This is a genomic window from Pseudomonas sp. GW822-FHT06D10, assembly GCF_058799535.1.
Window position 1 is genome coordinate 475,904 of the sequence record NZ_JBXALN010000005.1, and the last position, 14,267, is coordinate 490,170.

The 14,267-nt window shown below is 63.9% G+C and carries 11 protein-coding genes; all 11 read left to right on the forward strand.

What is annotated here, in order from left to right; translation table 11 throughout:
• Positions 1–264: 264 nt before the first annotated feature.
• The 11 genes from glnE (at position 265) to AC1RL5_RS19495 (ending at position 14,267) form a co-directional block, all read left to right on the forward strand.
• Positions 265–3,204 carry a bifunctional [glutamate--ammonia ligase]-adenylyl-L-tyrosine phosphorylase/[glutamate--ammonia-ligase] adenylyltransferase gene (gene glnE, locus AC1RL5_RS19445; RefSeq protein WP_093406953.1) on the forward strand — a complete coding sequence of 980 codons (2,940 nt, stop codon included), beginning with the start codon at positions 265–267 and terminating at the stop codon, positions 3,202–3,204.
• Positions 3,205–3,338: 134 nt separating this feature from the next.
• Positions 3,339–4,373 carry a lipopolysaccharide heptosyltransferase II gene (gene waaF, locus AC1RL5_RS19450; RefSeq protein ID WP_072452057.1) on the forward strand — a complete coding sequence of 345 codons (1,035 nt, stop codon included), beginning with the start codon at positions 3,339–3,341 and terminating at the stop codon, positions 4,371–4,373.
• Between the two features lies 1 nt (position 4,374).
• Positions 4,375–5,436 carry a lipopolysaccharide heptosyltransferase I gene (gene waaC, locus AC1RL5_RS19455; RefSeq protein ID WP_011058885.1) on the forward strand — a complete coding sequence of 354 codons (1,062 nt, stop codon included), beginning with the start codon at positions 4,375–4,377 and terminating at the stop codon, positions 5,434–5,436.
• Positions 5,436–6,560 (forward strand): glycosyltransferase family 4 protein, encoded by a 1,125-nt coding sequence (locus AC1RL5_RS19460; protein WP_011058886.1) that lies wholly within the window; start codon positions 5,436–5,438, stop codon positions 6,558–6,560. Before waaC ends, AC1RL5_RS19460 begins: the two co-directional genes overlap by 1 nt.
• Positions 6,557–7,363 (forward strand): lipopolysaccharide core heptose(I) kinase RfaP, encoded by an 807-nt coding sequence (rfaP, locus tag AC1RL5_RS19465; protein WP_065364866.1) that lies wholly within the window; start codon positions 6,557–6,559, stop codon positions 7,361–7,363. Before AC1RL5_RS19460 ends, rfaP begins: the two co-directional genes overlap by 4 nt.
• Positions 7,363–8,097: a lipopolysaccharide kinase InaA family protein gene (locus AC1RL5_RS19470; protein WP_093406944.1), complete on the forward strand. Its 735-nt coding sequence runs from the start codon at positions 7,363–7,365 to the stop codon at positions 8,095–8,097. Before rfaP ends, AC1RL5_RS19470 begins: the two co-directional genes overlap by 1 nt.
• A complete protein-coding gene (locus tag AC1RL5_RS19475; RefSeq protein WP_072452055.1) occupies positions 8,094–8,846 on the forward strand; it encodes a lipopolysaccharide kinase InaA family protein in 753 nt (250 codons plus the stop codon). The genes AC1RL5_RS19470 and AC1RL5_RS19475 overlap by 4 nt, the downstream gene beginning before the upstream one ends.
• The gene (locus AC1RL5_RS19480; protein WP_072452054.1) at positions 8,846–10,300 is read left to right on the forward strand and encodes a lipopolysaccharide kinase InaA family protein; all 1,455 of its coding nucleotides are present in this window, start codon (positions 8,846–8,848) and stop codon (positions 10,298–10,300) included. The genes AC1RL5_RS19475 and AC1RL5_RS19480 overlap by 1 nt, the downstream gene beginning before the upstream one ends.
• A 199-nt stretch (positions 10,301–10,499) precedes the next feature.
• On the forward strand, positions 10,500–12,257 hold the full coding sequence (locus AC1RL5_RS19485; protein WP_072452053.1) for a carbamoyltransferase family protein: 1,758 nt from the start codon (positions 10,500–10,502) through the stop codon (positions 12,255–12,257).
• Complete coding sequence (locus tag AC1RL5_RS19490) at positions 12,241–13,371, forward strand: glycosyltransferase (protein WP_072452052.1); 1,131 nt, start codon at positions 12,241–12,243, stop codon at positions 13,369–13,371. The genes AC1RL5_RS19485 and AC1RL5_RS19490 overlap by 17 nt, the downstream gene beginning before the upstream one ends.
• On the forward strand, positions 13,371–14,267 hold the full coding sequence (locus AC1RL5_RS19495) for an antimicrobial resistance protein Mig-14 (protein WP_093406935.1): 897 nt from the start codon (positions 13,371–13,373) through the stop codon (positions 14,265–14,267). Before AC1RL5_RS19490 ends, AC1RL5_RS19495 begins: the two co-directional genes overlap by 1 nt.

The following is a 14,267-nucleotide window of genomic DNA, read 5'->3' on the forward strand; positions in this document are numbered from 1 at the left end:
ACTACAAATCGTCGGCCATTTCAGCCTTTCGAATGTATATACGAGTAGTAAAACTACAGAAGAGCGGCTTGTGGCCTCCTGCTGCGTTGTGAGAATAATCGTTACTGTTGGTCGATGACTAACGGGAATAGGTAATAAATTAATGCCGGCTGCTAAAAAAAACCTATTTTCAGCTATTTCTAACTTTTGTTCGACAGTCCATCAGGCGACCTGCCCGCGACATCCGTCCCCGCCCGCATTTTCCACGCCGATCAAGGATAGCCCATGAGCCTGCCCGCGCTTGCCCCCGTCCCCGCGATTCTCTTGCCATTGGTCAGCCGCGCAGAGCAGTCGTTGCGTGGCGCCGTCGCGGCCCTGGAAGGCGATCCCGGGTTGGCCGACTGGAGCGCCGAACGCTGGGCGGAGTTCGCCCGGGTGGGCGCCGCCAGCGACTTTGTCATTGAACAGAGCCTGCGTGACCCTTTGATGTTGCTGGAGCTGGTGCGCAGCGGCGAGCTGGACCGCCCATTCGCGCCTGGGGAGTTGTGCACGCAAATTGCCGCCGCGGTGCAGGCGGCCGAGAGCGAGGATCAATTGGGGCGCGTGCTGCGGCGCCAGCGCACCCGTCAGCAGGTGCGGATCATCTGGCGCGACCTGACCCGCCAGGCGGATCTGGTGCAGACCTGCCGCGACCTTTCCGATCTGGCCGACGCCTGCATCGACCAGGCCTATCAATGGTTGTATCTGCGTCACACCCAGCAGTTCGGCGTGCCCACCGGCGGGCGCAGCGGCGAGCCGCAGCAGATGGTGATCCTCGGCATGGGCAAGCTGGGGGCGGTGGAACTCAACCTGTCGTCGGACATCGACCTGATCTTCGCCTACCCCGAAGGCGGCGAGACCGTCGGCGTCAAGCGGCCCCTGGATAATCAGGAATTCTTCATTCGCCTCGGGCAGCGCCTGATCAAGGCCCTGGACCCGATGACCGTCGACGGGTTCGTGTTCCGCGTCGACATGCGCCTGCGGCCCTATGGTTCTGCCGGTGCCCTGGTGTTGAGCTTCAATGCGCTGGAGCAGTACTACCAGGATCAGGGGCGCGACTGGGAACGCTACGCCATGATCAAGGCCCGGGTGGTGGCAGGGGATCAGGCCGCCGGTGCGCAGTTGCTGGACATGCTGCGGCCTTTCGTCTATCGCCGTTACCTGGACTTTTCCGCCATCGAGGCGCTGCGCACCATGAAGCAGCTGATCCAGCAGGAAGTCCGGCGCAAGGGCATGGCCGACAATATCAAGCTGGGCTCGGGGGGGATCCGCGAGGTCGAGTTCATCGCCCAGGCTTTCCAGCTGATCCATGGCGGACGCGACCTGAGCCTGCAGCAGCGTCCTCTATTAAAGGTGCTGGGCACTCTGGAAGGGCAGGGCTACCTGCCGCCTGCCGTGATCAGCGAGCTGCGCGAAGGCTATGAGTTCCTGCGCTATACCGAGCACGCGATCCAGGCCATCGCCGATCGCCAGACGCAGATGCTTCCGGACAATCCCCAGGATCAGGCGCGGATCGCCTTCATGCTGGGCTTTGCCGACTGGAACGCCTTTCACGAACAGTTGATGCACTGGCGCGGCCGGGTAGATTGGCACTTCCGCCAGGTCATCGCCGACCCGGATGAGGATGAAGGCGCCGAAAGCGAAGTGGTGGTGGGTGGCGAATGGCTGCCGCTGTGGGAGGAAGCCCAGGACGAGGAGGCCGCCTGCCGCCAGTTGCAGGAGGGCGGCTTCGTCGATGCGCCCAAGGCCCTGCGTGCCCTGGCCGGTCTGCGGGGCAGCCCGCAGCTACGTGCCATGCAGCGCCTGGGGCGCGAACGTCTGGATGCCTTTATTCCGCGGTTGCTGGCCCAGGCGGTGGAGCACGCCAATCCGGACCTGGTGCTGGAGCGAGTGCTGCCGCTGGTGGAAGCCGTGGCGCGGCGTTCGGCCTATCTGGTGCTGCTCACCGAGAACCCGGGGGCTCTACGTCGTCTGCTGACCTTGTGCGCCGCCAGCCCGTGGATCGCCGAGCAGATCACCCGCTTCCCCCTGCTGCTGGATGAACTGCTCAACGAAGGGCGCCTGTTCAAGCCGCCCCTGGCGCCGGAACTGGCTGCCGAGTTGCGCGAGCGCCTGACGCGCATTCCCGAGGATGACCTGGAGCAGCAGATGGAAGCCCTGCGCCACTTCAAGCTGGCCCACCGCCTGCGAGTGGCCGCCTCGGAGATCGCCGGCAGCCTGCCTTTAATGAAAGTCAGCGATTACCTGACCTGGCTCGCCGAAGCGATCCTGGAGCAGGTGCTGGCCCTGGCCTGGCGCCAGACGGTGTCCAAGCACGGTGCACCGCTGCGTACCGACGGCACCTTGTGCGACCCGGGCTTCATCATTGTCGGTTACGGCAAGGTCGGCGGCATCGAACTGGGCCACGGTTCCGACCTGGACCTGGTGTTCATCCATGATGGCGACCCCCAGGCGGAAACCGACGGGCCCAAACCCATAGACGGTGCGCAGTTCTTCACCCGGCTGGGGCAGCGCATCATTCACCTGCTGACCACCCAGACCAACTCCGGCCAGCTCTATGAAGTGGATATGCGCCTGCGGCCTTCCGGCGCTTCGGGGTTGCTGGTGAGTTCCCTGGGGGCCTTTGCCCGCTATCAGGAAAACGAGGCCTGGACCTGGGAGCACCAGGCGCTGGTGCGGGCGCGGGTGCTGGTGGGCAGCCAGGATGTGGGCCAGGCCTTTGAAAAGGTCAGGGCCGCGGTGCTGGGGAAAAAACGCGACCTGCCCAAGCTGCGCCAGGAAGTCAGCGAGATGCGGGCCAAGATGCGCGACAACCTGGGCAGCCGCCTGACCGCCGCCGGAACCGCAGCCAATGCCTTCGAAGCCACGGCGCCGTTCGACCTCAAGCAGGACGCCGGAGGTATCGTCGATATCGAATTTATGGTGCAATACGCGGCCCTGGCGTGGTCCGAAGAGCACCCGTCACTGCTGCGCTATACCGATAACATCCGCATCCTGGAAGGTCTGGAGCAAGTCGGGCTGATGCCCGCGAGCGATGCCAGCCTGCTGCGCGAGGTCTACAAGGCCTACCGTTCCGCGGCTCACCGGCAGGCATTGCAGAATGAGGCCGGAATCATTACCGGTGATCAATTTGTGACCGAACGACGGGAAGTGTTACGAATTTGGCGTGAGCTGGGGCTAAGCTAAGCGGCCTGAGAAGGCCAACCATGTATTCGGCGGGCCTTGCCGGCTCGCCCAAACTGAACCGGCGGTGAAGGCCGCGGTGCTGGATTCTCGAGGCGGGGAGGCGTATGCCTCCCCGGTTCGTTTATGGAAACCACATGAATATTCTGATCGTTGGGCCCAGTTGGGTCGGTGACATGGTGATGGCGCAGACACTCTTCGAGTGCCTGAAACAGCGTCATCCACAATGCGAGATCGACGTGCTGGCCCCCGAGTGGAGCCGGCCGATCCTCGAACGCATGCCCCAGGTGCGTCGGGCCCTGAGCTTTCCCCTGGGCCATGGCGCCCTGGAACTGGCGACCCGCCGGCGGATCGGCAAGTCCCTGGCTGGCCAGTACGATCAGGCGATCCTGCTGCCCAACTCGCTGAAGTCGGCGCTGGTGCCGTTTTTTGCTGGCATTCCCAAGCGCACCGGCTGGCGCGGCGAGTTCCGCTACGGCCTGCTCAATGACGTGCGCAAGCTCGACAAGGAGCGCTACCCGCTGATGATCGAGCGTTTCATGGCCCTGGCCTATGAGCCGGGGGCCGAGCTGCCCAAGCCTTATCCGCGCCCGAGCCTGCAGATCGATCCACAAAGCCGGGAAGCGGCCCTGGCCAAGTTCGGCCTGAGCCTGGACCGCCCGGTGCTGGCACTGTGCCCGGGGGCGGAGTTCGGCGAAGCCAAGCGCTGGCCGTCCGAGCACTACGCCCAGGTCGCCGAGGCGAAGATCCGCGAAGGCTGGCAGGTCTGGCTGTTCGGCTCGAAGAATGACCATGCTGTGGGCGAAGAGATTCGCGGGCGGCTGATTCCTGGCCTGCGCGAGGAGTCGAGCAACCTCAGTGGCGAAACGTCCCTGGCCGAGGCCATCGATCTGCTGTCCTGCGCCGATTCGGTGGTGTCCAACGATTCCGGGTTGATGCACGTGGCTGCGGCGCTCAATCGCCCGCTGGTGGCGGTGTACGGCTCCACTTCGCCGGGCTTCACCCCGCCCCTGGCCGATCGGGTCGAGGTAGTACGGCTGGGGATCGAATGCAGCCCGTGCTTTGACCGCACCTGCCGCTTCGGCCATTACAACTGTCTGCGCCAGTTGTTGCCGCAGCCGGTGAACGAAGCCCTGCAGCGCTTGCAGGGCTCCCCGGTCGAGGTTCAATAAGTTGCGGGTACTGTTGATCAAGACATCCTCCCTGGGTGATGTGATCCATGCATTGCCGGCCCTTACCGATGCCGCGCGAGCCATCCCCGGGATCAAGTTCGACTGGGTGGTGGAAGAGGGCTTTGCCGAAATTCCCACCTGGCATCCGGCGGTAGGCAAGGTGATACCGGTGGCGATCCGTCGCTGGCGCAAGAACATCTGGCAGACCATCAAGAGTGGCGAGTGGCGGCGCTTCAAGCAGAGCGTGCGCTCGACCAAGTACGACCTGGTGATCGATGCCCAGGGCCTGCTCAAGAGTGCCTGGCTGACCCGTTACGTGCGTGCCCCGGTGGCTGGGCTGGACAAGAACTCGGCCCGCGAGCCTCTGGCTTCACGCTTCTATTCCCGGCGCCTGGCGGTGGCCCGTGGGCAGCACGCGGTGGAGCGCGTGCGCCAACTGTTCGCCGTGGCCCTGGGCTACGACCTGCCCCAGGGCCTGGGCGACTATGGCCTGAACGTCGAAAAACTCGTGGAGTTGCCGCGCAAGAAGCCCTTCGTGCTGTTCCTGCATGGCACCACCTGGGACACCAAGCACTGGCCCGAGGCCTACTGGCGCGAGTTGACCGAACGCATGGGCATGCTTGGCGTCGAGGTCAAGCTGCCCTGGGGCAACCCCGCGGAAAAGGCTCGAGCCGAGCGCATCGCCAGCGGCCTGAAAAACGCCACGGTGCTGCCGAAGCTGAACCTGGCCGGGGTCGCCAAGGTCCTGGCCGATGCCCAGGCCTGCGTGGCCGTGGACACCGGGCTGGGCCACCTCGCCGCGGCACTGGATGTACCGACCATCTCACTGTTCGGGCCGACCAACCCGGGGCTGACCGGCGCCTATGGCCGGGTGCAGATCCACCTGGGCAGCAACTTCCCGTGCGCGCCGTGCCTGCAGAAGAAATGCACCTATCAGCCCACCGCTGTGGACCAGCAGCGTTATGACCTCAAGCGCGAGTGGCCGCTGTGCTTCACTCGCCTGAATCCCGAGCGTGTCGCCAGCCGACTGAGCACCCTGTTACTGGCTGAGGAGCCGCGCTGATGCAATTGGCTTTTGTCCTTTATAAGTATTTCCCCTTCGGCGGCCTGCAGCGCGATTTCATGCGCATCGCCCTGGAGTGCCAGCGGCGCGGGCATCAGATCCGTGTCTACACCCTGATCTGGGAAGGCGATGTCCCTCCCGGTTTCGAAGTGCTGGTGGCGCCGGTCAAGGCGCTGTTCAACCATCGTCGCAATGAAAAGCTCAGCGCCTGGATGGAGGCCGACCTGGCCAAGCGCCCGGTGGACCGGCTGGTGGGTTTCAACAAGATGCCGGGGCTGGATGTGTACTACGCCGCCGACGGCTGTTTCGAGGACAAGGCACAGAACCTGCGACACTCCCTGTACCGGCGCTGGGGCCGTTACCGGCACTTTGCCGAGTACGAGCGCGCGGTGTTCGCCAAGGACGCCAAGACCGAGATCCTGATGATCTCCGAGGTCCAGCAGCCGCTGTTCATCAAGCACTACGACACCCCGCTGGAGCGCTTCCACCTGCTGCCGCCGGGGATCGCCCAGGACCGCCGGGCACCGGCCAACGCCGCCGAGATCCGGGCGGATTTTCGTCGCGAATTCAAGCTCAAGGATGACGACCTGCTGCTGGTGCAGATCGGTTCCGGGTTCAAGACCAAGGGTGTGGACCGCAGCCTCAAGGCCCTGGCGGCATTGCCCTCGGCGCTGAAAAAACGCACCCGGCTGTTTGTAATCGGCCAGGACGACCCCAAGGTATTCCAGGTGCAAAGTGCTGCGCTGGGGTTGAGCGACCAGGTGCAGTTCATGAAGGGCCGCAGTGATATCCCGCGGTTCCTGCTGGGCGCCGACCTGCTGATTCACCCGGCCTACAACGAAAACACCGGCACCGTATTGCTGGAGGCCCTGGTGGCCGGCCTGCCGGTGCTGGTCAGCGCGGTCTGCGGTTATGCCCATTACATTGCCGAGGCCCAGAGCGGCCTGGTGCTGGATGAGCCGCTGGAACAGGCGCAGCTCAATCAATACCTCACCACCATGTTGACCGACGATGCTGCACGCGCGACCTGGAGCCGAAATGGCCTGGCGTTCGCCGAGACGGCCGACCTTTACAGCATGCCGCAGCACGCTGCGGATGTGATTCTGGCGGAGCAACACCGATGAAGTTGATGCTTGCCGAACCCTTCAAGAGCCTCTGGGCCGGACGCGATGCGTTCGACGCCGTCGAGGGCCTGAAGGGCCAGGTCTACCGTGAGCTGGAGGCGCGTCGTACCTTGCGTACGGAAGTCGACGGCCGCGGCTATTTCGTGAAGATCCATCGTGGGATCGGCTGGGGCGAGATCGTCAAGAACCTGGTTACCGCCAAACTGCCGGTGCTCGGCGCCGGCCAGGAATGGCGGGCCCTGGAGCGCCTGCATCAGGTGGGCGTGCCCACCATGACCGCCGTGGCCTACGGCGAGCGTGGGGCCAATCCGGCAGACCAGCATTCGTTCATCGTCACCGAGGAACTGGCGCCGACCGTCAGCCTCGAAGATTTCAGCATCGACTGGGTCAAGCAGCCGCCGGCGCCTGCGCTCAAGCGCGCGCTGATCGCCGAAGTAGCGCGCATGACCGGCATGATGCATCGCGCCGGGGTCAACCACCGCGACTGCTATATCTGCCACTTCCTGCTGCACACCGATCGGCCTGTCACTCCCGAAGGGCTCAAGCTCTCGGTGATCGACCTGCACCGGGCCCAGACCCGGCCGAAGATCACTCAGCGCTGGCGCAACAAGGATCTGGCGGCGCTGTATTTCTCGGCCCTGGATATCGGCCTGACGCGCCGCGACAAGCTGCGCTTTCTCAAGGGCTACTTCCAGCAGCCGTTGCGGCAGATTCTGGCCGAGGAGGGCGCACTGCTGGCCTGGCTCGAAGGCAAGGCGGAAAAGCTCTACGCCCGCAAGCAACGGTACGGAGATGCACTCTGATGGCGAGCTGGAACCTGGACCCGGCCTATCAGGCGTTGGCGGAGGATTTCGGCAGTCTGGAAGCGGTGTTTGCCCTGCAGGGCGAGCACCTGACCCGGGATCCGTTGTCCGAGGTCATCCGCGTCGAGCGTGGTGGCGTCAACTATTACGTCAAGCGTTATACCGGCGCCGGCAAGAATCTGCGGCGCTACCTGGGCAAGCCCCGGGTCAAGTTCGAGTGGCAGAACCTCAAGCGCTTCGCCAAATGGGGCATTCCCACCGCCGATGTGGTGGCCTGGGGCCTGGAGCGTCGCTGCCTGGCCTATTCCCGGGGGGCGATGATCACCCGGGAGCTGCCGCGTACCGAGGATCTCTCGGTGCTGGCCGAACGCAACGACCCGCGTCTGAAGGACCGTCGTTGGGTGGATGGCGTCAGCCGCCAGTTGGCGGCCTGTACCCGGGTCATGCATGACCACCGCTTTACCCACAACGATCTGAAGTGGCGCAACCTGCTGGTCGACGACCAGGACCGGTTGTACCTGATCGACTGTCCGAACGGTGATTTCTGGCGTGGCTTCTGGCTCAAGTACCGGATCACCAAGGACCTGGCCTGTCTGGATAAGGTAGCCAAATACCATCTGTCGGCCACCCAGCGCCTGCGTTTCTACCTGCAATACCGTCAGCGTGATCACTTGAGTGCCGCCGACAAGGAGCGTATTCGCCACGTGGTGAGATTTTTCGAGGGGCGTGAATGACTGATTTTCTGGCATCCGAGGAGCGTGCGCTGCTGGAGCGCAATGGCCTCGGCACTTTCGACCAGCTGTGGGCCACCCAATTGGAAGCGGTGGATGAACCCAATACCGGTCGTGGCGGCAGCAGCAGTGTGTTTCGCCTGGATGTGGAAGGGCAGGGGTTCTACCTCAAGCGCCAGACCAACTACCTGACCCGGACCCTGCACCGGCCCTTTGGCGAGCCGAGTTTCGCCCGTGAATTTCGCAATATCCGCCGCTACCAGCAGTTGGGCATTCCGGCCTTGCAAGCGGTGTTCTTCGGTATGCGCAAGGTCGATGGCGAGTCCCGGGCGATCCTGGTGACCCGGGCCCTGGATGGCTGGGATGACCTGGATGCGCTGCTGTTGCAGTGGGACCGGCTCAGCGAGCATCAGCGGCAGGCGGTGCTCCAGGCTTGCGGGCAACTGGCCCGGCAGCTGCACGGCTTGCGCCAGGTGCATGGCTGTTTCTATCCCAAGCATATTTTCCTGCGGGCCGCGGGCGATGGGTATCAGGCGCAGTTGATCGACCTGGAAAAGACCCGGCCCCTGCTGTTTGGCCAGCGTGATCGGGTCAAGGATCTGGAACCATTGCTGCGCCGGGCTTCGGTGTGGAGCGGCGATGAGGTACGCAGCCTGCTGGCGGCCTATGTGGGCCAGCCTCAGGACAGCTCCCTGGTGGATGACTGGGTGGCGCGGCTCAGTGCTCGGCGCAGCCACAAGGGGGCACGCTGATGCGCCTGTCCGAACTGAAGAACAGCGGGCGCAGCCCGACGCTGCCCTTGAGCCTTGAATTGGCGGACGCCGCGGGCCCGGCACAATTGCAGTTGCTGAGCCTGCTGCGGGTGCTGCCGGGGCAGCGTTACGTGGGGGCCGGGGTGTGGCGCGGGCGTCCGGTGCTGGCCAAGCTGCTGGTGGGCTCCAAGGCCGCTCGGCATTTCCAGCGAGAATTGCAGGGTGTGCGCCTGCTGGCAGAACAAGGGCTGACGACGCCCTTGCTGCTGGCGGACGGTTTGCAGGAAGGCGAGGGCGGCTGGCTGCTGTTCGAGTTACTGCAGGGCGCACAAAGCCTGGGCGACGCCTGGAAGCAGGTGGAAGCTTTGCCGGTGCTGGCCGACGAGCAGGCTGAGGTACTGGCCGAGGCCCTCGGGGCTATCGGCCAGTTGCACGCCAAGGGCCTATGGCAATCGGACCTGCACCTGGACAATCTGCTGCGCCATGATGGCCGGCTGTATTTGATCGATGGGGCGGGGATTTGTGTCGAAGAGGCGGGCAAGCCCCTGTCCCGGCAGAAGGTCCTGGAGAACCTCGGGGTATTCTTCGCCCAGTTGCCCAAGAGCCTGGAGCCGTTCACCGAAGAGTTGCTGGTGCACTACCTGTTGAGCAACGCCGAGCATGCCTTGCCCCTGGAAGCCCTGCAGAAGCAGGTGAACAAGGTCCGGGGCTGGCGCCTGCGGGACTTTCTCAACAAGGTCGGCCGCGAGTGCACGCTGTTCAGCGTGCAGCGCGGTCCGTTCGCCTTGCGCGCGATCCGCCGTGAGGAAGAGGCGGCGATGCTGCCGGTGCTGGAGCAGGCCGACGCCCTGCTGGATCAGGGCCATCTGTACAAGACCGGTGGCGCGGCCAGTGTGGGGCGGGTCGAGGTTGCGGGCCGGCCGCTGGTGATCAAGCGCTACAACATCAAGGGCTTTGCTCACTGGCTCAAGCGCTTCTGGCGTCCGAGCCGGGCCTGGCATTCCTGGCGCGAAGGCAATCGCCTGGCGTTCCTGGGCATCGCCACGCCCAAGCCTCTGGCCTTGCTGGAGCGGCGTTTCCTGTGGCTGCGGCGCAGCGCCTACCTGGTGACCGAGCATCTGCCAGGGCCGGACATCATCGAGCGCTTTGCACCCTTCGTGGACAGCGGGCAAGCCCCGGAGCCGGAATTGCTGGCGCTGGACCAGCTGTTTGCCGAGCTGATCAAGGAGCGCATCAGCCATGGTGACTTCAAGGGCCACAACCTGTTCTGGCAAGAGGGGCGTTGGGCGCTGATAGACCTCGACTCCATGTGCCAGCACTCCAGCCTGAGCAGCTTTGCCCCGGCTTATGCCCGTGATCGCGCACGATTCATGCGCAATTGGCCGCAAGACAGCAATTTGTATCAAGTGATTGACCAGCGCCTGCCCAAGACGGCCCAGGGCGCCGAGGCCTGACCTGCGACCCATGGCCGCTGCCTGCGCCGCGGCCACGGCGCACGGTGGGTGCCAACCCAGGCTTGGCGCTCGCCGCTAGAGGCTTGCACCTGCTTTTACGTTATAATCCCGCCCTTTCGTTGTTTCTCGCCCCTTGCGAGCACACTTCATTTTCAAGGCGCATCGCGCCCGCATGCAGACTAAACGAGGCTAGACCCCTGTGGCATTGACGATTCTTGGCCTGTCCGGCGCCCTTAGCCATGATCCTTCAGCGGCCCTGTATATCGACGGCAAGCTGATTGCCGCCGCTGAAGAAGAGCGTTTCGTGCGCGACAAACATGCAAAGAACCGCATGCCCTACGAGTCGGCGAAATTCTGCCTGGAGCAGGCCGGGATCAAGCCTTCCGACGTTGACGTAGTCGCGATTCCGTTTGCCCCGATCAGCCTGTTCGGCAAGGCTCGCTGGCACTACGCCAAGCGCTACTGGTACGCCCCGGACCGCGCCCTGGACGCGATCCTGATGGGCAACCGTCGTTACAAGCGCTACCGCAAGAAGATCGTCTGGTGCCTGGAACAACTGGGCTTCGACCCGAAAAAGGTCAAGATCGAGCCGGTGGAGCACCACCTGGCCCACGCCTCCAGTGCCTACCACTGCTCGGGCTTTACGGAGAAGACCGCGATCCTCGGGATCGACGGCAAGGGTGAGTACGCCACCACCTTCTTCGGCTACGGCGAAAACGGCAAGATCCACAAGATCAAGGAATTCTTCGACCCGGACTCCCTGGGCGGCCTCTATGGCGCGATCACCGAGTTCCTCGGCTTCGAGATGCTCGACGGCGAGTTCAAGGTCATGGGCATGGCGCCGTACGGCGATGCCAGCAAATACGATTTCTCGCGCCTGGCCAGTTTTGAAAATGGCGAGCTGGTGATCAACACCGATTACGCCAACGTCATCGGTCTGCGTCGCTACAAAGAGAAGGGCAAGGGTTTCTACTTCTCGCCAAAACTCATCGAGTGGCTGGGTCCCAAGCGCGAAGGCGACATCGCCGACGAGCCGTACATCCACTACGCGGCGAGCATGCAGGCACTGTTCGAGAAGCTGGCCCTGCAGATGATCGACCATTACCTGGGCGACATCCTCAAGGAAACCGGCAAGCTGGCCTTCGCCGGCGGCTGTGCGCTGAACGTCAAGCTGAACCAGAAGATCATTGCCCGTCCCGAGGTCAAGGAGCTGTTCGTGCAGCCGGCTTCCGGCGACGCCGGTACCGCCGTTGGTGCCGCAGCTTACGTTTCCCATGCCCGTGGGGTGCCGGTAGAGAAGATGGAGCATGTCTATCTCGGCCCGTCCTACAGCAACGAAGACGTGATCGCGGCCTGTGCCCGCCACCCGAACAAACCAGCCTGGCGGCAGATCGACAACACCCCGGAGCGTATCGCCAAGATCATGGTGGATGGCAACCCGGTGGCCTGGTTCCAGGGCCGCATGGAGTTCGGTCCGCGTGCCCTGGGCGGCCGTTCGATCATTGGTTGCCCGAGCGCCACTGGCGTGGCCGACCGGATCAACGAACAGATCAAGTTCCGCGAGCGCTGGAGGCCTTTCTGCCCGTCGATGCTCGACACCGTCGGCCCGCAGATGATCAAGGTCGATCACCCGGCGCCGTTCATGACCTTCACCTTCGAAGTGGCTGAAGAGTGGAAGACCCGGGTACCGGAAGTGGTCCACGAGGACGGCACGTCCCGGGCCCAGGTGCTCAAGCGCGAATACAACCCGCGCTACTACGACATGATGAAGGCCCTGGAAGTACTGACCGGCAACGGCGTGTCGCTGAATACCTCGTTGAACCGCCGTGGCGAACCGATGATCTGTTCGCCCACCGATGCCCTGAACATGTTCTACGGGTCCGACCTGCAGTACCTGATCATGGAAGACATTCTGGTGGTCAAAGACGGCGTGGACCCTTATGACACGCTCGGCTGAACGCCATGTGCTGCAGTTCTGCCACGGCTATGACGGGCCGTTCCTGGACTGTGCCCGGCAATACGCCAACCTGTTCGCGGGCAGCGGCTATCGAGTGACCACGGTGTTTCTCACCGGGGCCGCCGATGCCGATGTCGCCGCGGGCTGCGCGTCTGATGAAGTGCTGTTCATGGAATACAGCTCCAAGGCCATCCGCGGCCTGAAGCTGGGCGCCATCCGCGACCTGCGCAAGATCGCCGCGTCACGCAATTTCAGCTTCTGCATCGCTCACCGCTTCAAGCCGATCTATATCGCCTTGCTGGGCACCGGCTTGCCGGTGATCGGTGTCCATCATGCGTTTTCCGATTACAAGCGCGGCAGCCGCAAGCTCTTTGCCCAACTGTTCCGTAAGCGCCTGAGCCTGCTCGGGGTGTCCGATGCGGTGCGTGACGACATGCGTGCCTGCCTGCCGAAATGGCCGGCGCAGCGCATTCAGACCCTGTACAACCGTATCGACCTTGAGGCACTGCAGGCCGAGCAATTGAACGCTGCCCAGGCGCGCAGCGAGCTGGGCCTGTCCGCCGATGCCTGGATTGTCGGCAACGTCGGGCGCCTGCATCCGGACAAGGACCAGGCCACCTTGCTGCGCGGCTTTGCCGCGGCCTTGCCGCAATTGCCGCTGCACAGCCAACTGGCGATTCTCGGAACCGGGCGTCTGGAAAAAGACCTGAAGTCCCTGGCCCGCGAGCTGGGGATTGCCGATCGCGTGCTGTTCCTCGGACAGGTGCCTCAGGCCCGACGCTATTTCCGCGCCTTCGATGTGTTTGCCTTGAGCTCCGACCACGAGCCTTTTGGCATGGTCCTGCTGGAGGCCATGGCCGCCGGCGTGCCGCTGCTGGCCACCGCCTGTGGCGGTGCCCGGGAAGTGGTCGAGGGGGTGGGCATCCTGTTCCCCCTGGGCGACGTTGAACATATGGCCCAGGGGCTTCAGCATCTGGCCGCGATGGACGATCACCAGCGCCGGGTCTGTGCCGAGCTGATGCTCGACCGCCTGCGCGAGCGCTTCTCCGACCGTGCTGTACGCGACGTATTCTGGCGTTTGCCGCAAGTCACCGATCTGACCGCGAGGGGCTGATGCTCAATCGATTTCAAGGCTGGCGCGAACGTGGCTGGTCAGTCATTGACGCATCGACCTACGCCGATGCCTGGCAGCGGTTCGGTGGCAGTGTGGCAACCCATCCCCTGGTGGTGGAGCAGTTGGCGGACCTGGCGCAGATCCCGGTGCGCTACCTGGCCTGGGAGCGCAACGGCCAATTGCAGGCGGCCATTGCCACCTGGGGGCGCGACCTGGCGCTGTCCAAGGACGTGCTCAAGCGGGCCGGCAAGAAGGGCCTGTTCGATATCGGCAATGCCGAGATGATCCTGCCCGCCGCTGCCGATGCACAGGCGGTGTTGCGCCATCGTGGGCGTTACCTGTCCGCATTGAACGAGGGGCGCCTGACCGGCCTCAAGCCCCAGGCTGAACAGCTGGCCATGGCCAGGACGCCGGAAGAGCTGTCGAAGAAGTTTCGTTACAACCAGCGTCGTGAGCTGCGCCTGCTGGAAGAGGCGGGCGGAGTTGTACGCCCGGTCAGTGATTTCAGCAGCCCCGAGCTGGCGGCGATCTACTGCGACCTGTTCCAGCGCCGCTGGGGCTTTGCCGCCACTGGTGCCGAGCGTATGGCCGAGGTGCTGGAGCGCCTGCGCGAGCTGCTGATCGGTTCGGTGATCTTCCTCAACGACGCGCCGATTGCCGTGCAACTGATTTACCGGGTCGAAGCGCCGGAGTGGATCAGCGTCGAGTACGTGAACGGTGGGGTAGACCCCGAGACCCGTGAGTTCAGCCCCGGCAGTGTGTTGAGTTTTCTCAACACCCAGAGTGCCTGGGAACAGGCCCGTGCCCTGAACAAGCCGCTGCGCTTCTCCTTTGGTCGTGCCGACCGTGAATACAAGGACCGTTGGTGCAACCCTGTGCCGGTTTTCCAGGTGTGA

Bases quoted from the DNA above. Each gene is read 5' to 3' on its own strand.
- AC1RL5_RS19495 (WP_093406935.1), top strand. From the start codon at position 13,371: ATGCTCAATCGATTTCAAGGCTGGCGCGAACGTGGCTGGTCAGTCATT.
- AC1RL5_RS19470 (WP_093406944.1), top strand. From the start codon at position 7,363: ATGGCGAGCTGGAACCTGGACCCGGCCTATCAGGCGTTGGCGGAGGAT.
- glnE (WP_093406953.1), top strand. From the start codon at position 265: ATGAGCCTGCCCGCGCTTGCCCCCGTCCCCGCGATTCTCTTGCCATTG.
- waaF (WP_072452057.1), top strand. From the start codon at position 3,339: ATGAATATTCTGATCGTTGGGCCCAGTTGGGTCGGTGACATGGTGATG.
- rfaP (WP_065364866.1), top strand. From the start codon at position 6,557: ATGAAGTTGATGCTTGCCGAACCCTTCAAGAGCCTCTGGGCCGGACGC.
- AC1RL5_RS19460 (WP_011058886.1), top strand. From the start codon at position 5,436: ATGCAATTGGCTTTTGTCCTTTATAAGTATTTCCCCTTCGGCGGCCTG.
- AC1RL5_RS19480 (WP_072452054.1), top strand. From the start codon at position 8,846: ATGCGCCTGTCCGAACTGAAGAACAGCGGGCGCAGCCCGACGCTGCCC.
- AC1RL5_RS19490 (WP_072452052.1), top strand. From the start codon at position 12,241: ATGACACGCTCGGCTGAACGCCATGTGCTGCAGTTCTGCCACGGCTAT.
- AC1RL5_RS19475 (WP_072452055.1), top strand. From the start codon at position 8,094: ATGACTGATTTTCTGGCATCCGAGGAGCGTGCGCTGCTGGAGCGCAAT.